The 18,674-nt window shown below is 66.8% G+C and carries 20 protein-coding genes and 1 tRNA gene; 11 read left to right on the forward strand and 10 right to left on the reverse strand.

Features of this window, described 5'->3' with window-relative positions; all coding sequences use genetic code 11:
* Positions 1–85: 85 nt before the first annotated feature.
* The 3 genes from B5Y19_RS22540 to B5Y19_RS22550 are packed head-to-tail and all read right to left on the reverse strand — an operon-like array spanning position 86 to position 1,225.
* On the reverse strand, positions 86–727 hold the full coding sequence (locus B5Y19_RS22540) for a CinA family protein (RefSeq protein WP_055726821.1): 642 nt from the start codon (positions 725–727) through the stop codon (positions 86–88).
* Positions 728–752: 25 nt separating this feature from the next.
* Positions 753–998 (reverse strand): hypothetical protein, encoded by a 246-nt coding sequence (locus B5Y19_RS22545; protein WP_055726820.1) that lies wholly within the window; start codon positions 996–998, stop codon positions 753–755.
* Positions 995–1,225, reverse strand: coding sequence for a hypothetical protein (locus tag B5Y19_RS22550; protein ID WP_055726819.1), 231 nt, complete (start codon positions 1,223–1,225; stop codon positions 995–997). The genes B5Y19_RS22545 and B5Y19_RS22550 overlap by 4 nt, the downstream gene beginning before the upstream one ends.
* 295 nt (positions 1,226–1,520) lie before the next feature.
* Between B5Y19_RS22550 and B5Y19_RS22555 the strand changes: the two genes are divergently transcribed.
* Complete coding sequence (locus B5Y19_RS22555) at positions 1,521–2,198, forward strand: protein-L-isoaspartate(D-aspartate) O-methyltransferase (RefSeq protein WP_079592145.1); 678 nt, start codon at positions 1,521–1,523, stop codon at positions 2,196–2,198.
* Positions 2,199–2,276: 78 nt separating this feature from the next.
* On the opposite strand, the gene B5Y19_RS22560 is transcribed toward B5Y19_RS22555, so the two are convergent.
* Positions 2,277–2,501, reverse strand: coding sequence for a hypothetical protein (locus tag B5Y19_RS22560; protein ID WP_079592146.1), 225 nt, complete (start codon positions 2,499–2,501; stop codon positions 2,277–2,279).
* Between the two features lie 62 nt (positions 2,502–2,563).
* Positions 2,564–3,313 carry an SDR family NAD(P)-dependent oxidoreductase gene (locus tag B5Y19_RS22565; RefSeq protein WP_055726817.1) on the reverse strand — a complete coding sequence of 250 codons (750 nt, stop codon included), beginning with the start codon at positions 3,311–3,313 and terminating at the stop codon, positions 2,564–2,566.
* A gap of 378 nt (positions 3,314–3,691) precedes the next feature.
* On the opposite strand from B5Y19_RS22565, the gene B5Y19_RS25890 reads away from it, so the two are divergent.
* The 9 genes from B5Y19_RS25890 to B5Y19_RS22605 all read left to right on the forward strand — a co-directional run bounded on the left by B5Y19_RS25890 (position 3,692) and on the right by B5Y19_RS22605 (position 11,873).
* Entirely contained in the window at positions 3,692–3,952 is a 261-nt protein-coding gene (locus tag B5Y19_RS25890; RefSeq protein WP_139384520.1) for a hypothetical protein, read from the forward strand.
* Between the two features lie 182 nt (positions 3,953–4,134).
* Entirely contained in the window at positions 4,135–5,712 is a 1,578-nt protein-coding gene (locus tag B5Y19_RS22570; RefSeq protein ID WP_244555691.1) for a DUF3300 domain-containing protein, read from the forward strand.
* Between the two features lie 21 nt (positions 5,713–5,733).
* The gene (locus tag B5Y19_RS22575; RefSeq protein ID WP_244555692.1) at positions 5,734–6,699 is read left to right on the forward strand and encodes a DUF2950 domain-containing protein; all 966 of its coding nucleotides are present in this window, start codon (positions 5,734–5,736) and stop codon (positions 6,697–6,699) included.
* 79 nt (positions 6,700–6,778) lie between these two features.
* Complete coding sequence (locus B5Y19_RS22580) at positions 6,779–7,048, forward strand: hypothetical protein (protein WP_055730369.1); 270 nt, start codon at positions 6,779–6,781, stop codon at positions 7,046–7,048.
* 38 nt (positions 7,049–7,086) lie between these two features.
* Positions 7,087–7,575, forward strand: coding sequence for a hypothetical protein (locus B5Y19_RS22585; RefSeq protein ID WP_055730370.1), 489 nt, complete (start codon positions 7,087–7,089; stop codon positions 7,573–7,575).
* Between the two features lie 15 nt (positions 7,576–7,590).
* Complete coding sequence (gene ppk2 / locus B5Y19_RS22590; protein WP_055730371.1) at positions 7,591–8,373, forward strand: polyphosphate kinase 2; 783 nt, start codon at positions 7,591–7,593, stop codon at positions 8,371–8,373.
* Positions 8,374–8,441: 68 nt separating this feature from the next.
* Positions 8,442–8,888, forward strand: coding sequence for a hypothetical protein (locus tag B5Y19_RS22595; protein WP_055730372.1), 447 nt, complete (start codon positions 8,442–8,444; stop codon positions 8,886–8,888).
* Positions 8,881–10,113 carry an HlyD family secretion protein gene (locus B5Y19_RS22600; protein ID WP_055730373.1) on the forward strand — a complete coding sequence of 411 codons (1,233 nt, stop codon included), beginning with the start codon at positions 8,881–8,883 and terminating at the stop codon, positions 10,111–10,113. The genes B5Y19_RS22595 and B5Y19_RS22600 overlap by 8 nt, the downstream gene beginning before the upstream one ends.
* Positions 10,114–10,190: 77 nt before the next feature.
* Complete coding sequence (locus B5Y19_RS22605) at positions 10,191–11,873, forward strand: SulP family inorganic anion transporter (protein WP_139384521.1); 1,683 nt, start codon at positions 10,191–10,193, stop codon at positions 11,871–11,873.
* A gap of 10 nt (positions 11,874–11,883) precedes the next feature.
* Here the strand turns inward: B5Y19_RS22605 and B5Y19_RS22610 are convergent, their stop codons facing one another.
* A complete protein-coding gene (locus B5Y19_RS22610; protein WP_079592148.1) occupies positions 11,884–12,534 on the reverse strand; it encodes a response regulator transcription factor in 651 nt (216 codons plus the stop codon).
* Between the two features lie 45 nt (positions 12,535–12,579).
* A complete protein-coding gene (locus B5Y19_RS22615) occupies positions 12,580–13,002 on the reverse strand; it encodes a hypothetical protein (RefSeq protein ID WP_139384522.1) in 423 nt (140 codons plus the stop codon).
* A 515-nt stretch (positions 13,003–13,517) separates the two neighbouring features.
* Between B5Y19_RS22615 and B5Y19_RS22620 the strand changes: the two genes are divergently transcribed.
* Positions 13,518–15,176, forward strand: a complete 1,659-nt coding sequence (locus B5Y19_RS22620; protein ID WP_139384523.1) for an adenylate cyclase — start codon at positions 13,518–13,520, stop codon at positions 15,174–15,176.
* A gap of 12 nt (positions 15,177–15,188) precedes the next feature.
* Here B5Y19_RS22620 and B5Y19_RS22625 read toward each other — a convergent pair.
* From B5Y19_RS22625 to B5Y19_RS22635, 3 genes are all read right to left on the reverse strand, one after another.
* A tRNA-Gly gene (locus B5Y19_RS22625) sits at positions 15,189–15,262 on the reverse strand.
* Positions 15,263–15,339: 77 nt separating this feature from the next.
* Entirely contained in the window at positions 15,340–16,368 is a 1,029-nt protein-coding gene (locus tag B5Y19_RS22630; protein WP_055730378.1) for a trans-3-hydroxy-L-proline dehydratase, read from the reverse strand.
* 55 nt (positions 16,369–16,423) lie between these two features.
* Positions 16,424–18,613, reverse strand: a complete 2,190-nt coding sequence (locus B5Y19_RS22635) for a caspase family protein (protein WP_079592149.1) — start codon at positions 18,611–18,613, stop codon at positions 16,424–16,426.
* Between the last annotated feature and the right edge of the window lie 61 nt (positions 18,614–18,674).

The following is an 18,674-nucleotide window of genomic DNA, read 5'->3' on the forward strand; positions in this document are numbered from 1 at the left end:
GACGGCGTTCTGCGGAGTGGCTTCGACAGGGGAGGCATGCCAATGAACGGCCGCGATGCGGGCCGGTCCGAAGCCGGCGACGACATCACCAGCGCGGGGACGCCATGGTTCGGCCGGCGGCGAGCGAGCCGGAACCTTCTCCGGGGCGCCGCGTCTGCCGCTCGTCCGCCTGGGCTGCCTGGAGAGAGCGCCGCGCGCCTTCGTCGCCTAGCTGCGCCAGCATGAAGCACAGCGCCGCCTGCATCGTCGCATGGGTGAGGGCGTCGGGAGCAAGCTCGCCGAATTCGCAATGCAGCGCCGCAGTCCTGCTGCCGCGCGCCGTTCCGATGAAGGCTCGCCCAATGGGGTTGCCGTCCTCGTCGGGCTCGGAGCCGGTGACGCCGGTGACCGCGAGCGCACAATCGGCCTGGCTGCGCTTCAGCGCCCCGACGGCCATCGCCCGGGCGACCTCGGCATGGACGGCGGTGTATTCCTCCAGCAGATTCCGCGGCACATCCACCAGCTTTTCCTTGGCGTCCTTGGTGTAGGTGATGAAGCCGCCAGCTAGGGCGGAAGCGGCGCCGAACGGCTGCGACAGGGCATGGGCCATCAGGCCGGCCGTACAGGACTCCACCGTGACGATCCGGATCTGCAGCCGCAGCGCTGTTGCGATCAGCCGTTCGGCGAGCGCGTCGATGTCCGGCAGGGCATGGGTGTCGCAAATCCTGGTTCCGATGATCTCTGACATGGCGGTGGTCCGTATGAGACGCTTCTCACTCCTTCCGGAGCTTGCCGAGATTGCCCGGCAGGCCGGAGAACGGCAGGTCGTCCGGGCGCAGCAGGCCGTCGGCCGGCTCGGGGCCGTGGGCATTCTCGCCCTTGTGATCCTCGTCCCAGCGGCGAATCTCCGCCGTCAGCCGCTGCAACTCCTCCGCCTGCGGAGAGCCGCGCGGCGCGTCGCCCAGCGCGGAGGCCCGCTCCACGGCCGCCCGGTATTCCGCATGGTTCGAAATCGTCATGACGGAGCTCCCGCTTCGTCGGCTGGGAATCTGCCGTCGAGCAATTCGGCAGCGGCTCGCAGCAAGGCTTCCGGCGGCGACATCTCTTCCTGCAGATGCCATTCGACGAAGTCCCGGCTCTTGTGCGAACGCTCCGCGAGGAGCGCGACCCAGTCCCTTTCTGGAAACGCCGCATTCAGGCGAAGCGCCAGGTCCTGGCCAGTGGTGATCGGTTCAGAGGGATCCATGGCAGCCTCCGATCTGAAAGCTGTAGCGTCGCGACACGGGTTCGCGCGTTCGAAGAATTGAACAAGAGGGAAGCGATCTTGTTCCGCGTAGCGCGTTCCGACAGGCCGTGGCCGGGCGCGCACGATTTTGGCCAGATGCGAAGCCCCGAGGCGGGCCTTCCTGGAGGCCGGAACCGGAGATGCGGGGAGGCGTTCCATCTGATCGCTCAGGGATCGGATGAACGGCGCGGCGTTCTTGCGATCCCTGAGCGTCGGTGGCCTTCCGGAAGCGCCGCAGCGGCGATGAGAGGCTGCGATGACGAAGCGTTCCGCCGATCGCAGGCGCATGGTCGAATTTCAGCTCGTCGGTCGCGGCATTCGCGATGCGCGCGTCCTTGCCGCGATGCGGCAGGTTCCCCGCGAAGCCTTCGTCGCAAGTGGTCTCGCCGATCTCGCCTATGAGGACGCACCGCTGCCGATCGCCGAAGGCCAGACGATCTCGCAGCCCTTCATCGTGGCGCTGATGGCCGAGGCGGCAGAGATCAAGGCGAGAGACCGCGTTCTCGAGGTCGGCACCGGATCAGGCTATGCAGCGGCCGTGATCAGCCGGATCGCAGCCAAGGTCTTCACCATCGAGCGATATCCGGCCCTGGCGCAGGGCGCCGAGGCCCGTCTTCGCGAATTCGGCTACGACAACATCGCCGTACGAACCGGTGACGGGACGCTCGGCTGGCCGGAGGAGGCGCCCTTCGACGCGATCCTCGTCACCGCGGGCGGTCCCGACGCTCCGCCCGCACTGAAGCGGCAACTCGCCATCGGCGGCCGCCTCATCGTGCCGGTCGGCCCCGGCGAGCGCGAACAGAGATTGCTGAAACTGGTTCGTCGCGGCGACGATGCCTTCGAGCGCAAGGATCTCGGTGGCGTGCTGTTCGTGCCGCTGATCGGCGAACAGGGCTGGATCGAGAGCGAGGTGCTTGCCAGAAGACGGCGTTGAAGCCGCCAGCGCCCGGAGCCGCGGTGGCACGAAGAACCGCGCCCTATCCGTTCGGGCGATACCTGGGCGCGCCGCGGCTCATTCGGAGCCGGAAATGCCGGCGACGCCTTCATCCGGTTCGGCCGCGGCCTTCTTCGCTGCCAGCCGCATGACCTGGATGGAATCCTCGTAGAGCTTGATCGCGTCTCTGATCATGCCGAGCTCGCGTGCCTGCGCACTGCCCGGAGATGAGCATGCCAGGCTTTCGGAGCGCCGGATGGCGGCGAGCAGGTCCTCCTGATTGCGGATGGTGCGCTTCTTCATGAAGGACCAACTCGCCGCAGCCCCGATGCGTTCCGCTCCGGGACGGCGCCGATGGGCCGGGATCAGGGGCCGACGAGCTGGCCGCCGTCGACCACGATGCTCTGGCCGGTGACCCAGCTGGCCTTGGCCGAAGCGAGGAAGAGCACGACCTCGGCGACCTCTTCCGGCTTGCCCATCCGCCCGAACGGAATGTTGGCCAGCGTCGCATTGTAGAGCTCGGGGTTGGACGTCTTCCGGTTCTCCCAGGAACCGCCCGGGAATTCGATCGAACCGGGCGCGACGCAGTTCACCCGGATGCCCTTCCGCGCCAGCATCTTCGCCTGGCTCGCGGTGTAATGCATCACGGCCGCCTTGATGGCGCCGTAGGGTGCCGAACGCGACGAGGCGCGCAGGGCCGAGATCGACGAGATGTTCACGATCGACGAGCCGGGCTGCAGATGCGGGATCGCCGCATGGCTGCCGCGGACCACGGCCATCATGTCGACGTTGAGCGAGGCGGCCCAGCCGTCTTCGTCATCGCTCTGGCCGAAGCCAGATGCATTGTTGACGAGAACGTCGAGTCCGCCGAGCGCCTCCACCGCCTCCGGCACATAGGCTTCGATCTGGCCGGCATCGGCGAGGTCGACACTGGCCGCATGGGCCGTGACGCCGAGCGCCGCGATCTCCCGACGTGTCGCCTCCAGCGGCCCCGCGCCACGGGCGCAGATCGAAACGGATGCGCCGCCCGCCGCGAAACCAAGCGCGATGGAGCGGCCGATGCCGCGGCTGCCGCCCATCACGATCACGCGCTTGCCGGTGAATTCCTTGGCCATGTCGGCATTTCCCTCTGATTATGGCAGTCCCTTATAGCGGCGGCCGAAGGCTTGGCTTCAGACTTGCGAGCATGGCGCGCATGATCGCATCGCCGGGGGCGAGCATGTGGCCGCCGATCAGCGAGCAAGTGACCTCGGGCGTGTCGGGACGATCCTGTCGAGGCTCCGGCTGCGCCGGCCCGCGAGACGCCGAACGTACAGCGTATTGTCCCCAGGGACAGGTTCCGCCGTTCATCGATGTGCTAATAATCGGTCAGGAAACGAGTTTTTCGGAAAAAGCAGGCCTCTAGGAAAGGTATTCGATTAAGAACAGACTTGCTTTCGCGGTTTTATTTTTTCGTATTTTCACTTTCGACCGGGATGATCGTGAGGTTTCCGATGAAATCGAGTTCTGGTTATTTCGTGTTTCCAGGGTTCGCTGGAATGGCGTTGCTGCTGCTCTCCAACGCGGAAGCCGCAGCCTGCAACCGCATAGATGGATGCACGCGGCAAGTTACCGCCGAAAGCTACGAAATGATGCATGACGGGCGCATGGCCGAAGGAATGCGCGCCGGCCAGGCGAACATCGATGCCTTCCGTCGGATGCAGGAGGCCGGTCAGGCGCCAGCGGCACGCCGACCGCGAGCGAGAAGCCGATGAGCGTCACCGCGGGGTGAGAAGACACGCGTTCAGCGCTGTTGCGAGGTCAGGCCATGCAGCTTCGAATCGTTCTCGCCAGCGTCATCGCGAGTGTTCTCGCATCGCAAGCGCTCGCGCAGACGCCGACATCTCCGGCCCCGGCACCGCCGTCGACGGACAATCAGCCTGGCCAAGGCGAGCAAGTGCTCTCTAACGCCCAGCTCGACGCGCTCGTCGCGCCGATCGCGCTCTACCCGGACGACTTGCTGGCGCAGGTGCTGATGGCTTCGACCTATCCGCTCGAGGTGGTGCAGGCGGATCGATGGGTTGCAGCCAACAAGAAGCTCAAGGGCGACCAGTTGAAGGCCGCGGTCGACAAGCAGCCCTGGGACGCGAGCGTCAAATCGCTCGTCGCGACGCCAACCGTCCTGGAGATGATGAGCAAGAATCTCGATTGGACCCAGAAGCTCGGCGATGCGGTCCTGGCTCAGCAGCCCGATGTCATGGACGGCGTCCAGCGGATGCGGGCGCGGGCCTACGATGCCAAGAAGCTGACGTCCGGCGCGCAGCAGAAGGTCACCGTCCAGCCGGCCAGCGGCAGCAGCAAGCAGACAATCCTGATCGAGCCGACCACCCCGGGCACAGTTTATGTGCCCTATTACGATCCGGGGGTCGTCTATGGCGCCTGGCCCTATCCCGCCTATCCGCCCTACTACTTCCCGGAGCCGGGCTATGTCGCCACCGGCGTCCTCGCGACCGGTCTCGCATTCGGCACGGCCTATGCGCTGGGGCGCTGGGCCTCGGGCGGATACTGGGGCGGAAACGTCAACTGGAACGGCGGGAACATCAATATCGACCGCGATCGCGTGACGCATTGGGAGCACAACCCCCAGCATCGCCACGGGGTGCAGTATCGCAACGATGCCGTCAGGCAGAAATTCTCGAACAGCAACATTCGCGCGGGCAGCGAAGGGCGGATGGATTTCCGGGGACGCAGCAGCGACCAGGTACTACGACCCGATGCCGGTCGCGGCGGGGCGGGCGCAGGCGCCGGCGCACGGCCGGGAGATCGTCCTGGGGATCGTCCTGGAGCCGGCGCCAGACCAGACCGCCCGGGCGGCGATCGTCCTGCCGCCGGCAACCGGCCGGACCGGCCGGGTGGGGACCGTGCCCGTCCTGGCGGTGGTGCGGGAGCCGATCGCGCCCGCGGCTCCGCTCCGCCGCGCGCTGCGGCCCAGCCGAAGCGCCCCAGCCCGGGCGCAGGCCGCGCCGGTCCGGGGCGTGACAGTGCCTTCAACATGCAGGCGGGCCGGGCCGCGAGCCTCCAGTCGCAACGCGGGCATGCCAGCATGGGCCGCATGCCGGCCGGCGGCGGCCGCGCGATGGCGGGTGGCGGCGGGCATATGGGGCGCGGTGGTTTCGGCGGCGGCGGCCGCGTCGGAGCCGGGGGCGGCGGAGGACGAGTCGGCGGCGGCGGGCGCGGCGGTGGAGGGCGCGGAGGCGGCGGGCGCCGCTCCGACATCCAGCTCAAGAACCACGTCGTGCTGCTGGGACATATGGAGAGTGGCCTCGGCTTCTATCGCTTCGAGTACAACGGCTCCAGAACCACCTATGTCGGCGTGATCGCACAGGAGGTCCAGGCCATCGCGCCACGGGCGGTGCATCGCGCGAAGGACGGCTATCTGCGGGTCGATTACCGCCTGCTCGGCGTTCCCTTCCAAACATTCGGCCAGTGGCAGGCCTCGGGTTCGCGGATCCCGGGCAGTACCGGCCGGGATTGAGGCGGGGCCGTCGGTTTCATCATGTCCAGCCACCGAGGATGCAGTTCCATGATCAGGACATGGCCAACGGTGCATCGGATCGCTCGCCTGCTTTGCCTGGTTGCGGCAGGTGTCTGCGCCGCTCTGACGGCGGCGAGCGCGCAGGAACTGTTCCGCACGCCCGACGCAGCTGCCGCGGCACTGGTCGCGGCGATGCGCGAGAACCAGTCGACGCGTCTGTATTCGGTCCTCGGCCTGTCCGGGCGCGATATTCTCTTCTCCGGCGACGAGGTTCGCGATCTCACCGATCGCCAGCGGTTCCTTGCGGCTTACGACGCTCACCATTCGGTTGTCGAGACGGGGCGGACGGCAACGCTGCTGGTGGGGCCGGATGCCTTTCCCTTCCCGATCCCGATGGTGTTTTCGCGGGGCGGCTGGAAGTTCATGGTCGAAGCCGGACGCAGGGAGCTTCTGGCCCGCCGGATCGGCCGCAACGAGCTCGACGCGATCCAGGCAAGCCTCGCCATCCTCGATGCGCAATTCGAGTACGCCGCGAAAGGCCGCGATGGCCGGAATGCCGGCATCTATGCGCAGAGGATCGTGAGCTCGCCGGAGAAGCATGACGGGCTGTATTGGCCGACCGGCCCCGGCGAGGAGCCCAGTCCGCTTGGTGAATTCGCAGCGCAGGCGGCCGCCGAAGGCTATGTGGCAAGCCAGACGCGGCAGCCCTACCACGGCTACTACTTCAAGATCCTCAAGAAGCAGGGGCCGGCGGCCACAGGCGGAAAGACAGACTATATCGCTGGCGGCAACATGATCGGCGGCTTCGGCGTCCTTGCCTATCCCGCGACCTATGCCAGGTCGGGGATCACCAGCTTCATCGTCAGTCACGCGGGCACGGTCTACCAGAAGGATCTGGGGCCCAATACGCGCCTCGTCGCGTCGCGCATGAACAGCTTCGATCCGGGTAGTGGTTGGGAGAAGGTCGAACCGGAGAAGTCTCCCTAGCCGCTACGCCGGGGGCTCGCTGCCGGCGCCCGGGAGGGGGATCGATATCAGTTCCAAATTCCTGGGGAGGGGTGTTCCCATGGATCCGGGCGTTCTCGCAGCCGTCAGGCTCTTGCCCAGGCACAAGAAGGAAGTCGAGGAGTTGGCGCTGACCAATGAAGATTTTCGCGGGCTTTGCCGGGACCTGGCGGATGCGGAGCAGGCTCTTCAGCGTCATGCGAGGGCGGGGCTTCCGAGTTCGGCCGCAAGATACGCCGAGTACCGCCATCTCATCGATGGCCTGGAATCCGAGCTCAGACAGATCATTCGGGAACGCCGCGCAAGATCCGAAGACGATCGGCACGAGTAGTGCGCGTGCATTGTTGAAGGCGGAGGGAGGTGTCCACGATGTCGCCTGCAAACCAAAGTCGACAGACAGAGATTTTGGCCGACGAGAGCTTCATGTCTGCGGACGATCTTCGCTCCTACATGACGGATCTCGAAATGGCCAAGGCGTCCAAGGCGCTGGGCGCGATGAACAAGGCCGAGGAAGCGCAACGACGGCTCGTCGCCACGCTCAGCGAGGAGATCGCGGTCACGCCGGAGAAGATCGCGGAGATCAAGCACAACCTCGCGACCAAGACGCGTGCGGCCGCCGGCCGTGGCGAGACCGAGGTCCTCGTCATGCGCTTTCCGAGCGCGCTCTGCACGGACAAGGGCCGCGCCATCAACAACGCGGAGGCGGATTGGCCGAGCACGCTGACCGGTCGACCCCGGCAAGCTTATGAGTTCTGGAAGGAGCACCTCCAGCCCGCCAAGTACAAGCTTCGTGCCATCATCATCGACTGGCCGGGCGGCCTCCCCGGAGACGTCGCGTTCTTCCTGAGCTGGTCCTGAGCCGAGGAGCCGAGGATGAAGGGCAATGTCAGCGAACCCCTGAAAAGGAAGCCCTATGAGCGGAAGCTTCGCGACCTCCATGCGGAGCTGGTCAAGCTTCAGGAATGGGCGAAGCACGAGGGCGGAAAGGTCTGCATCGTCTTCGAGGGGCGGGACGGTGCCGGCAAGGGCGGCGTCATCAAGGCGATCACGGAACGGGTGAGCCCCCGGATCTTCCGCGTCGTGGCGCTCCCGCCGCCCACCGAGCGCGAGCGCTCCCAGATGTATGTGCAGCGCTACGTGCCGCATCTGCCCGCGGCCGGCGAGATCGTGATCTTCGACCGCAGTTGGTACAACCGGGCCGGGGTCGAGCGGGTCATGGGGTTCTGCACGGAGGAGCAGGCCAAGAGCTTCCTTCAGATCGTCCCCGGCGTCGAAAAGGCGATCGTCGATTCCGGCACCATCCTGTTGAAATACTGGCTCGAAGTGGGGCAGGACGAGCAGACGCGCCGGATGGAAGAGCGCATCACCGATCCGCGGAAGATCTGGAAGCTCTCGCCGATGGATCTGAAATCATACTCCCGCTGGTACGACTATTCGCGGGCGCGCGACGAGATGTTCCGCGCCAGCGATACGGCCTGGGCGCCATGGTATGCCGTCCGCTCCGACGACAAGCGCCAGGCGCGGCTCGACATCATCTCCCATATCCTCAGCTCGGTGCCCTACGAGCCGCCGCCGCGGGAGAAGATCAAGCTGCCGAAACGGCAGAAGTCCGATGGCTATGAGGAAGCCAATTTTGCGCGGAACTGGATCGGGTGAAGACCTGCTTGCCGGGCGTATCAGATCGTGTAATGCCCGCCGTTACTTGCTGAAACTGGAGCGCGTTCATGGCTGCTGGCGTTCATCCCCTGGCTCCGGATCATCTGCCGGCATTCATTACTGCGCCGGGCGAGACCGACGTGCTGATGATCGTCACGGCTGCGATCCTGGTTTTTGCGGTGCTCGGCGTCGGCCTGTTCTATCTGCGCCTGCACACGATGCCGGAGCGCATGGCGCACAAGTCGCAGAAGATCCAGTTCGAGATCGTCGCGGTTCTCGGCCTGCTCGCGCTGTTCACCCATGTGCATCTGTTCTGGGTCGCTGGACTGCTGCTGGCCCTGATCGACGTTCCGGACTTCTCAGGCCAGTTCGGCCGGATGGCGCATGCGCTCGAGCGCATCGCCGGCATCGCGCCGCGGCGGGCTGCCGAAGGGGAGGCTGCGGTAGCGGAAGCCCGCGGGGCCGACGCGGCCGATCTCCCCGCATCGAAGCCGGAAGGGGGCGGCCATGCTTGAGCTTCTGATCTGCTCCCTGCTGACGATCGTTCCGGACTATCTCTACCGGCGGTACCGGCAAGGAAAGCGCCTCGGCAAGGAAATCACCTTCTACTCGGTCTGGTTCGAGTTGAGATGGGGCATCATCACCTGCCTGATGCTGACGGTCAGCCTGATCACGGTGATCTTCTACAATCACCCCTCGACGACGAACGCGACCGTGATGTTCCGCACCGTTCCGATCATTTCGGAGAGCACGGGACGCGTTGCGCAGGTTTACCTCGGAGTCAGCGGTCCCGTCACAAAGGGCAGCCCCATCTTCCGACTCGACAGCTCCAGGGAGGAAACCGCGGTCGAAACGGCCCGGCGCAAGATTGCCGAAGTCGAGGCCTCCCTCGTGGTTGCCAAGGCCGAGATCCTGGCCGACGAGAGCAAGATCGACGAAGCGCGCAGTGCTCACAAGCAGGCTCTCGACGAGTTGGAGACGAAAGTCGAGCTCAGGCGGCGGAATGACGACATTGTCGCTCGCCGCGAAATCGAGCGGCTCGAGAACCTTGTCGCTGGTCGCGAAGCGGCCGTTGCCGCAGCCGTGGCGGCAAAGGCCACTGCGGACACGCGGATCTCGACCTTGTTGCCCGCCGAGAAGGCGAGCGCCGAGGCCGCGCTGGCGCAGGCCCAGGCCGATCTCGACAAGACGGTCATACGCGCCGGCGTGACCGGCCGCGTCGAGCAGTTCACGCTGCGCGTCGGCGACATCGTCACGCCGATCATGCGGCCGGCGGGCGTTCTGATCCCGGAGGAGGCGGGACGCAATGTTCTTCAGGCCGGCTTCTCGCAGGTCGAGGGGCAGGTGATGAAGGTCGGCATGGTGGCCGAGGCCACCTGCCTGTCGAAGCCCTGGGTCGTGATCCCGATGGTGGTGACGTCGGTTCAGGATTTCATCGCGACGGGGCAGTTCCGTGGCGGGGAACAGTTGGTCGACGTTCAGCAGGCTACCAGGCCAGGGACCTTGCTGGTTCTCCTCGAGCCACTTCACAAGGGCGGTCTCGAGGGGGTGGTTCCGGGTAGCTCCTGCATCGCAAACGCCTATACGAGCAACCATGAGTTGATCGCGTCCGGCGAACTCTCGACGGGGCGGAAAATCATGCTGCATGCGGTGGATGCGGTGGGTCTGGTGCATGCTCTTCTGTTGAGGATCCAGACGCTCGTGTTGCCGATCAGGACGCTGGTCTTCAGCGGCCACTGAACCTCGGCGCAGGGAGCGACCCGGCGGGCCGTCCCTGCTTTCGCTGTGACTGGGGCAGTTCGAAACGGTGGACGTCGATGACGCGAATGCTTCCAATCGCCGAGGGGCTGCTGCCCTATAGATGGGAGTGGCTGCGTTTCGACGTCACGGCCGGGCTTGCCATCGCTGCCGTCGCGATTCCGAGCGCGGTCGCCTATCCCGCCATTGCGGGGCTGCCGGCCGAGGTCGGCTTCTATGCGAGCATCCTCTCCCTGGTCGGCTATGCGCTCTTCGGGCCCTCGCGCAAGCTGATCGTGGGCCCGGATGCCGCGAGCATGACGGTCCTGGCGGCAACGCTGGCGAGCCTGCCGTTGGAAAACGCGGCGGACCGTGTCGCGGCCGCGGCCGCGCTGGCGTTGATCGTGGGGATCTTCAGCGTCGTCGCTGGTAGGCTCGGCCTGGGCCTCGTCGCTTCCTTCCTGTCCAGGCCGATCCTGATCGGTTTCATCAGCGGCATTTCGATCTCCATCCTCGTCGGGCAGATCGGCCGGCTGACAGGTGTGCGCATCGAGTCCGAAGGGCTCGTGCTGCCGCTGCTCGAGATCATTCGCAAAGCGTCGCAAATTCACTGGCTGACGCTGGCATTCGCTGCCGCCATGTTCGGCCTGCTCGTTCTGCTGGCGCGCCTTCGTTCGCCCATTCCCGGCCCCCTGGTCGTGGTCGTCGTCGCAGTCGCCGCATCGGCCTTCTTCGACTTCGAGGGGCGGGGCATGAAGATCATCGGCAGCCTGCCGGGCGGGCTGCCGACACCGGTGCTTCCATCCATCGGCCGGCTGCCGCTCCAGGAGCTCCTGCTCGGAGGCGCAGCCATCTGGCTCGTCAGCGTCAGCTCGGGCCTCGTCGGGGCGCGCAGCTTCGGCGCGAAGGACGGCTTCAAGGTCGATGCCGACAGGGAGCTGGTCGGGTTCGGCGCTGCCAACATCTTCTCCGGCCTGTTCAGCGGCTTCCCGATCACGACCTCGGATTCGCGGACGGCCATCAACCTGGCCGCAGGCGGCCGGTCGCAGCTGTCGGGCCTGGTCTCCGCCGCCGCATTGGCGATCCTGCTGGTCTATCTGAACGACGCCTTGCGCGTGCTGCCCCATGCTGCGCTCGGGGCGATCCTCGCCTTTGCGGCGTTGAGCCTGATCGACCTCCAGGGGCTGCGCGAAACCTGGCGGATCAGCCGCATGGAGTTCGGCTTCGCTCTGATCAGCATGTGGGGCGCCATCAGTCTGGGTGTGCTGAGCGGGGTCGTCATCGCCATTGCAGGCACGCTGCTCTACGTCCTGCTGAAGGAGATGCGGCCACGCGATGCCCTGCTCGGCCTCGTCCCCGGCCGGCCGGGGTTCTACAAGATCCACCGCATGCCCAGCGCGGCCCCCCCGCCCGGAATGGTGCTCTTCATGATCCAGGGCAGCATCCTGTTCTTCAATGCGGACTATATCCGTTCCCGGTTGGAGGACGTGGCGAAGGCGGCCCCGTCCGGTACGTCCTGGTTCGTCCTCGATGCCAGCGCGGTCGCGCAGGTCGATATGACGGCTGCCGCCATGCTCATGCAGTGGCGGGCCGACCTCGCCGCGATGGGACAGAGATTCGCCGTTGCGGAATTGCACAAGGAGCCGCGGGACATTCTCGACCGGGCCGGATTCTTCGAGGGGCCGAATGCGGCCCCGGCCTTCGAGGATCTCGAGGACGCCGTCAGGAGCCTCGCCAGCAAGCGCGCCGACAGCTCCGTGTGATCCGTCCCGCTCATGTCGCCGGGACGCGGGCGCCGCTGTCGCTGCCGGCAGACCGGAGCAGGCCGAGCCGCTCGGCGCAGCTGACGAGTTCGACGACCGAGCGGGCCTGCATCTTCTCCATGACCTTGTGACGATGGGCTTTGATCGTCCGCTCGGTCGTGCCGAGTGCAAAGGCGACCTGCTTGTTCATCTTGCCGCGGACGACGAGATCGAAGACCTCTCGCTCCCGCCTGGTCAGCCGCTCCAGCCGGGCGAGGCTGAGGCGAACCCAGTTTTCCTGTTCATTGGCGAGGCGCTGGCGGGTGATGGCGCGGTCGATGGCCCCGAGGAACTCGTCGCGCTCGACCGGCTTCGTGAAAAGGTCTTCGGCCCCGGCCTTGATGGCCCTGACGCCGATCCGCGCATCGCCCCGGTCGGTCAGGAATATCACGGGCAGGTTCAGGCCGGCCTTGCTGAACAGACCCACGACATCGGGGATCGATTCATCCGGGGCGGCGGTGTCGACGACGATGCAGCTTGCACTCTCGCTGTCGGGCCGCTGGCTCAGGATCTCGTCGGGGCTCAGATAGGCCCTGGTCTGGTAGCCGCAGGCGCGGAGCAGATGATCGATGCCTGCCTGGGACGCGGCATCCCGATCGACGATGTGCACGAGCGCTGACATGGGCATCCCCTCGATCTCGCCGCAACGATCGGGCGGCTTCTGGCTTCAGGGCATCTTCAGGGCTTCCGGAGTGCAGAGCCTGTATTTGGTTGCGGTGCCGCCTTCGGCCGCGCTGTAGCGATGGAGACCGCCGTCCTCGGCCGGGCCGAATACGGCGCGGGCCGTGTTCGTCGCGATGGATGTCGTGCAGCTGAGATCCAGCACCCGTCGTTCGCCATGCGGGCTGGTGCGGCTGACCCGGCATGTCGCCAGGGGCGTGGACAGTCGCTGCCCCCTTATGATGAAGGCTGCGGCAAAGGCGTTCGCCGGTCGCCTGAAGACGAGTGTCTTCCCCGCCGCGACGAAGACATTGGCGCAGACCTGCCCCTCTTCGAGCCAGGCTCCCTGAAAGCTCCCGGCCCGGGCCCAAGCGCCCTGTGCAATGAGCCCGGCAAAGGCGAAGGCGAGGAACAGCGAGCGAGCAGCCATGGCGATCATCGAGCCTCCAGGCGGGGCGACCAGGCCGTCAGGCGCCGGACGCGGCAGTGCTTCCTTCGGGGCGCATCGACGCTGGAAGATCCTGGCGGCAGCCTCTCCCATCGAAGACCGCATGAGGCGGCTGCCTTGCCGATTGCCTTGCTTCCCCCGGTCGCGATTGAACGCCGCCCAGGCGCTCTGGAACAGTAGGTTACGGTTGGCTACGTGGGCGGTTTCGCTCCGGTTCGGCCGAGGGGGAGGGCCGCACGATGCTGATCGTCGGCGCTGCGCGGGTCGTGCGTGTGCGTCAATCCTGTGCTGGACAAACTTCCTTACTGGATTAACGTTTCGTCATCTGAGGTTTTCGGCGCCAGTCGCGCGCCGATCGAAGCGAATCTAGTCTTCCGGTTTCTGCTGGTGGCGGCCTCATGCAGGAAACAGGATCGCCTGGAGATCATTGGCAGCACCCTGAGCCACAGGAGGTTCGGGGCGAGCTGGCGCGAATCCTCACAAGTCCGGACTTCAGCGTGCCGGAGCGCCTGCGCGGCTTTCTGACGTTCGTGGTCGAGGAGTTCCTGGCCGGGCGCGGCGATCGCATCAAGGCCTATTCGATCGCCACCCACGTCTTCGGGCGAGCCCAGGATTTCGACGTCCAGAACGACCCCGTGGTGCGCATCGAAGCGGGTCGGCTACGCCGTGCCCTTGAACGCTACTACCTGACGGGCGGGCGCACCGATCCGGTCGTGATCGACATTCCAAAAGGAGGTTATGCACCCGAGATCAGGCGGCGAGACCGCGGTGCAGAGCCCACGCCTGTTGTCCCGGCGGAACCGATTCCGGAGCTGCCGGCCGTCCATCACACGCAGGATCGGACTTGGAACTACGGATTTCGAATTGTTGCGATAGCTATGGGCGCTGTGCTCCTTCTCGCGATCGCCTTGCGTTGGGGCCTGGCCGAACGCAGCTGGCCCACGGAGACCGCGGGGCCCGAAGTCACCCTGGTCGTCACGCCATTCGTCAACCTGTCCGGGCAGGGGGGCGAGATCTACTCGGCCGGCATCTCCGAGGAGCTTCTCAGCCAGCTGGCGCGCTTCAGAGAACTGAAAGTCCTCGGCCGCGATACCGCCAGGCTCATCCAGCAGGAGCAAGGAGGGCAGCAACCATCGGGCGTGCAATATTTGCTCGGCGGAAGCGTCCGTACCGCCGACCACCGCCTGCGCGTGACCAGCAGGCTGCTCAGCGGCCGAACCGGGGAGATCCTCTGGAGCCAGATCTACGAACGGGATCTGCGGGGGGCAGGAAATTTCGAGATCGAATCCGATATAGCCGCCAAGGTCGCAGCCGCGGTGGCACAGCCCTATGGCGCGATATTCACGCCGGTCTCTCGTGATTCCGCTGCGCAAGCACCGGGAAATACCGACTCCTATCTCTGTGTCCTGCGCTTCTACCACTATCGACGCGTGCTCGATCGTGACGAGCATCGGCCGACGCGGGATTGCCTGGAAAGACTGACCGAAGGGCACCCAAGCTATTCGACCGGCTGGGCGATGTTGGCCTATCTCTATCTCGATGAGGATCGATACGATCTGAACCGTCGAACCCAGGCTCCATCCGGATTTCTGCGTGCGCGCGAGGCCGCGGAGCGTGCGGTTGCGCTCGATCCGTCCAATGTTCGGGGTTTGCAGGCGCTCATGACGGTCCTGTTCTTCAGCCGGCAGCCCGAAGCTGCCTTGGAGATCGGCGAGAAAGCGCTGGCTCTCAACCCCAACGACACAGAGGTCCTCGCCGAGCTGGGCAGCCGGGTCGCTCAGGCGGGCGACTGGAAGCGTGGCGCGACGATGATCGACGAGGCCTTGGCGAGAAACCCCAATCTGGCGGGGTATCACGGTCTTGCTGCCCTAGCGTACTACATGCTGGGGGACGATGCGCGCGCGGTCGAATCGATCAGGCGCGCTGATCAGAAGCGGTTCTCGCTCTATCACCTTGTCGCCGCACTGATTTTTTCTCGCGCGGGCCTGGAGCAGGAAGCCAGGGGCAGTGTCGTCGCGTTTCTGAAGATGCGGCCGCTTTTCTTCCACGATTTCGATGCGGAGCTCGCGATGAGGAATTTCAACGCGAAGGATCGGCTTGTCCTGATCGAGGGCGCAAGGCGGGCAGGGTTCCCTGTCGGGACGCTGAGCCGCTGAGACAGAGGGCGCTGGAGCGGGTGAAGGGAATCGAACCCTCGTATTCAGCTTGGAAGGCTGCTGCTCTACCATTGAGCTACACCCGCGCCGGGCGCCAAATTCCCCATCGCGGTAGCCAGTGTCAAGGGCCGGCCGCGCAAGCGCATGGCGGCGGGCGATTGCTTCACAGTTTCGGCCAGGTATCGGAGAGGCGATAGCCCGCCGGGTAGGGGTCCTCCGGATCGAGCATCAGCTGATGCGTGCCGGTGATCCAGGCACTGCCGGTGATTCGCGGGATGATCGCCGGCGTCCCGCCGATCTCGGCGAGGCTTTCGATCGCGCAGTCGAAACGCGAGCCGATGATCGACAGCCCGACGAAGCGTTCGCCGACGGCGAGCTGGCCGCGTGCATGGAGCACGGCCATGCGGGCGGAACAGCCGGTCCCAGTCGGCGAACGGTCGATCTTGCCGGGACGGATCGCGACGGCGCTGCGGCCGGTCAGCACGCCGTCGACCCGTTCGACCGGCGCGGCGAGCTGGCAGAAGGAGATATGGTCCCAGGCGGTACCGCCGGGATGGGCGAAGCCGAGCTGCTCATCGGCGGCGCGGGTGATCTTCATGCCGGTCTCGGCGAGTTCGCGCGCCTCGTCGGGGCTGATCGCGAAGCCTAGCCTCGTCGCGTCGACGATGACGAAGCTGTCGCCGCCATAGGCGATGTCGACGCTCAGCGTGCCGAGGCCGGCGACCTCGAGCGGCGCGCCGAGCCGCGTCGCGAAGGAGGGGACGTTGCGCAGCGTGATCGCCTCGGCCTTGCCGGCGCGGCAGGCGGCCGTGATCGCGATCAGGCCGGCCGGCGCCTCCAGCACGATCTCGGTCAGCGGCTCCCGCATCGGCAGGATGCCGGTGTCGAGCAGCACGGTCGCGACGCAGATCGCATTGGAGCCGGACATGGGCGGCGTGTCGGCCGGCTCCATGATGATCCAGCCCATCTGCGCGCGCGGGTCCTTTGGCGGGACGAGCAGGTTCACATGGCGGAAGACGCCGCCGCGCGGCTCGTTGAGGACGAAGTTCCGTAGCGTCTCGTCGGCGGCGATGAAGCGCGACTGCTCCCAGAGGGTCTCGCCCGGCGGCGGCGATATGCCCCCGACGATTACGTCGCCGACCTCGCCGGCTGCATGGCAGCCGACGACATGGATGATCCTGCTGCTGCGCATCGGTCCGTCCCGGTGACGAGGAAACCGGGTACAGCCTAGCCCGCGCGCCGCCGCGTCAGAAGCCGAAGTTGAATCCGGCCTTGACGATATCCCCGGATGTCCGGGCGCGCATCGTCGCGTATTGCGAGGGGGCGAGGCCGGTATAATCCTGCAAGGTCAGGCGCCGGCTGCCCAGATCGTAATGCGTATAGTCGAGCCGGATCGTCATGCTCGGCAGGATCGCATACTCGACGCCGCCGCCGACGGCCCAGCCACTGGCAATGCCGGAATGGGAGGCCGCGGCGCCGGAGGTCGCGAGCGGGTCGTCGGGCGCGATCGAGCCCTTCTGGTCGAGCAGCCCATAGGCGAAGCCGCCGGTGCCGTAGATCAGGAAATCGCCGAGCGCGACGCCGGCCCGGGCCCGCACCGTCCCCAGCATCGAGAGCTCGTTCTCGGCGCGGGTGGTGAAGCGGGTGCCGGGATCGAGCGAAACGGTCTGGCTGCCGCCGAGGCGGGTCACGGACAGGTCGGTCTCGGCGCCGACGACGACGGCGCCGATCTGGTAGTTGAAGCCGAACTGCGCGCCGCCGGCCATGCCGCCGCCGTCCGGCGTCAGGCTGCGCGGCACGGCCAGCGGGTTGATGGCCGTCGCGGCGAGGCTCGCTGGTCCGGTGACGCTGGTCGTTGCCGTCGTGGTGGTGACGACGGTCGTGGTGACGGGCAGGGGCGTCGTCTGCGTGTTTGTCGTCGTCGTGGTGTTGGTCGTGGTCGTCGTGACGGTGGTGGGCACGACGGTCGGGCCGCCGAACGGGCCGGCGACGCTCGTCCGCCCGGACTGGCTGCCGCCACCGAGCGAGCCGCCGACATAGAAGCCGGTCCAGCGCGGCCGCTCGGGCAGCAGGACCGGCAGCACGGGCGCCGGCGCGTGTTCGGCCGGGGCGGCCATCGTCGGAGGCGACGTTACCGGGGCGCGGCGCGGCGCGCCGGCATGGGCGGGCGAGACGGCGCGCGGCGTGTGGTCGGCGCGCCGGGTGCGCGGTCCGGGCGGCACGGCCGGGCAGACCGGGCAGGTCTGCGCGACCTGGACGACGCGGTTGCGGCTCGGCGCGCTCGCTGCAAGGCGCAGCGCCTCGTTCATATGCTGCGAGCCGGGATAGAGCCGGGCGAAGAGCTTGAAGGATTCGGCGTCCCCGGCGAGCACGGTCTCGGTCCAGGCGGTTTCCTCGGTGCGCTGCGACAGGATACGGTGCAGGCGCAAGGCGGTCTGGTCGTCGGGATTGGCGTCGAGGAGGCTGCGATAGATATCGCGCCGGTCCCAGGCGATGGCGGTGCGGTAGGCGTCGGCCGGAGACAGTGTCCGCAGCATGGCGGGGGTCGGGCGGGCGGCGATCGCGATGGTGCCGGCCATAGGCTGTGGCTGGGCCTGGGGAACGCCCTCCGGCCGCTGGAAGAAGCTGAAATCGTTGATCAGCGAGGAGGTGTCCCAGGGGATCTGGACGCCGTTCGTCGAGTCGTAGACCGCCAACCGGATGCGGCGGAAGAGCTGCTCGACCGGCAGGCCGGGCTCGCGCGCCTCGCGCAGGAAGGCGGTGGTGAAGGGGCTGTTCGGGCCGCTGCCATCGGCCGCGGTCGAGCCCGGCGAGGTGGCGAAGGCGACGAAGGTGCCGCTGCCGGAATCGACGCGGGCGAGGCCGGCCTCGCTGCGGATGCCCTCGCTGGCGCCGTCGACGATCTGCAGGGCGAGCCCGCGCGACAGCTCCTGTGCGGCGAAGGGGTTGTCGCGACAGGCGTCGAGGATCGCGATCTTGGCCTTCACCCCGGCGGAATCGAGGCGGCGCAGGATCTCGCTCAGCGACAGCGACTGGTTCGGGATGTTGGCCGACCCTTGCGGGCGCACATCGGTCGGCAGGATGTAGTTCGCACCGTCGAGCTGCACGGCATGGCCGGCATAATAGACCAGCGCCGTGGCGTCCGGCCCGCCCTGACGGGCCTTCTCGACGAAGACGTCGAGCGCGCCGCGCAGCCCGGCGAGCGAAAGATCGAGCGCCGGGGTGACGTCGAAGCCGGCCTCCTGCAGCATGCTGCGCGTCGCATTGGCATCGTTCAGCGCATTCGGCAGCTTGGTGACATTGGCATAGGCGCCGTTGCCGATGACGAAGGCGAGGCGCTTCTGGGCGAAGGCGGGCGTTGCCGACAGGCCCGCGGCGAGAAGGACCGCGATCAGCGCGGCGGCGAGATACGCATAGGCCCGGGCTGTTGTCGGCATGACGCTTCCCCCGCGATGCGAGCGAATCCGCTCGCTGGACCTGTCTGGCGGGCGCGACTCG

Source organism: Allobosea thiooxidans, assembly GCF_900168195.1.
Taxonomy (GTDB): Bacteria; Pseudomonadota; Alphaproteobacteria; order Rhizobiales; family Beijerinckiaceae; genus Allobosea; species Allobosea thiooxidans.

What these genes read in the sequence shown, in the direction of transcription:
- B5Y19_RS22540 (WP_055726821.1), bottom strand. Translation starts at nt 727, where the DNA reads ATGTCAGAGATCATCGGAACCAGGATTTGCGACACCCATGCCCTGCCG.
- B5Y19_RS22545 (WP_055726820.1), bottom strand. Translation starts at nt 998, where the DNA reads ATGACGATTTCGAACCATGCGGAATACCGGGCGGCCGTGGAGCGGGCC.
- B5Y19_RS22550 (WP_055726819.1), bottom strand. Translation starts at nt 1,225, where the DNA reads ATGGATCCCTCTGAACCGATCACCACTGGCCAGGACCTGGCGCTTCGC.
- B5Y19_RS22555 (WP_079592145.1), top strand. Translation starts at nt 1,521, where the DNA reads ATGACGAAGCGTTCCGCCGATCGCAGGCGCATGGTCGAATTTCAGCTC.
- B5Y19_RS22560 (WP_079592146.1), bottom strand. Translation starts at nt 2,501, where the DNA reads ATGAAGAAGCGCACCATCCGCAATCAGGAGGACCTGCTCGCCGCCATC.
- B5Y19_RS22565 (WP_055726817.1), bottom strand. Translation starts at nt 3,313, where the DNA reads ATGGCCAAGGAATTCACCGGCAAGCGCGTGATCGTGATGGGCGGCAGC.
- B5Y19_RS25890 (WP_139384520.1), top strand. Translation starts at nt 3,692, where the DNA reads ATGAAATCGAGTTCTGGTTATTTCGTGTTTCCAGGGTTCGCTGGAATG.
- B5Y19_RS22575 (WP_244555692.1), top strand. Translation starts at nt 5,734, where the DNA reads ATGTCCAGCCACCGAGGATGCAGTTCCATGATCAGGACATGGCCAACG.
- B5Y19_RS22580 (WP_055730369.1), top strand. Translation starts at nt 6,779, where the DNA reads ATGGATCCGGGCGTTCTCGCAGCCGTCAGGCTCTTGCCCAGGCACAAG.
- B5Y19_RS22585 (WP_055730370.1), top strand. Translation starts at nt 7,087, where the DNA reads ATGTCGCCTGCAAACCAAAGTCGACAGACAGAGATTTTGGCCGACGAG.
- ppk2 (WP_055730371.1), top strand. Translation starts at nt 7,591, where the DNA reads ATGAAGGGCAATGTCAGCGAACCCCTGAAAAGGAAGCCCTATGAGCGG.
- B5Y19_RS22595 (WP_055730372.1), top strand. Translation starts at nt 8,442, where the DNA reads ATGGCTGCTGGCGTTCATCCCCTGGCTCCGGATCATCTGCCGGCATTC.
- B5Y19_RS22600 (WP_055730373.1), top strand. Translation starts at nt 8,881, where the DNA reads ATGCTTGAGCTTCTGATCTGCTCCCTGCTGACGATCGTTCCGGACTAT.
- B5Y19_RS22605 (WP_139384521.1), top strand. Translation starts at nt 10,191, where the DNA reads ATGACGCGAATGCTTCCAATCGCCGAGGGGCTGCTGCCCTATAGATGG.
- B5Y19_RS22610 (WP_079592148.1), bottom strand. Translation starts at nt 12,534, where the DNA reads ATGTCAGCGCTCGTGCACATCGTCGATCGGGATGCCGCGTCCCAGGCA.
- B5Y19_RS22615 (WP_139384522.1), bottom strand. Translation starts at nt 13,002, where the DNA reads ATGGCTGCTCGCTCGCTGTTCCTCGCCTTCGCCTTTGCCGGGCTCATT.
- B5Y19_RS22630 (WP_055730378.1), bottom strand. Translation starts at nt 16,368, where the DNA reads ATGCGCAGCAGCAGGATCATCCATGTCGTCGGCTGCCATGCAGCCGGC.
- B5Y19_RS22635 (WP_079592149.1), bottom strand. Translation starts at nt 18,613, where the DNA reads ATGCCGACAACAGCCCGGGCCTATGCGTATCTCGCCGCCGCGCTGATC.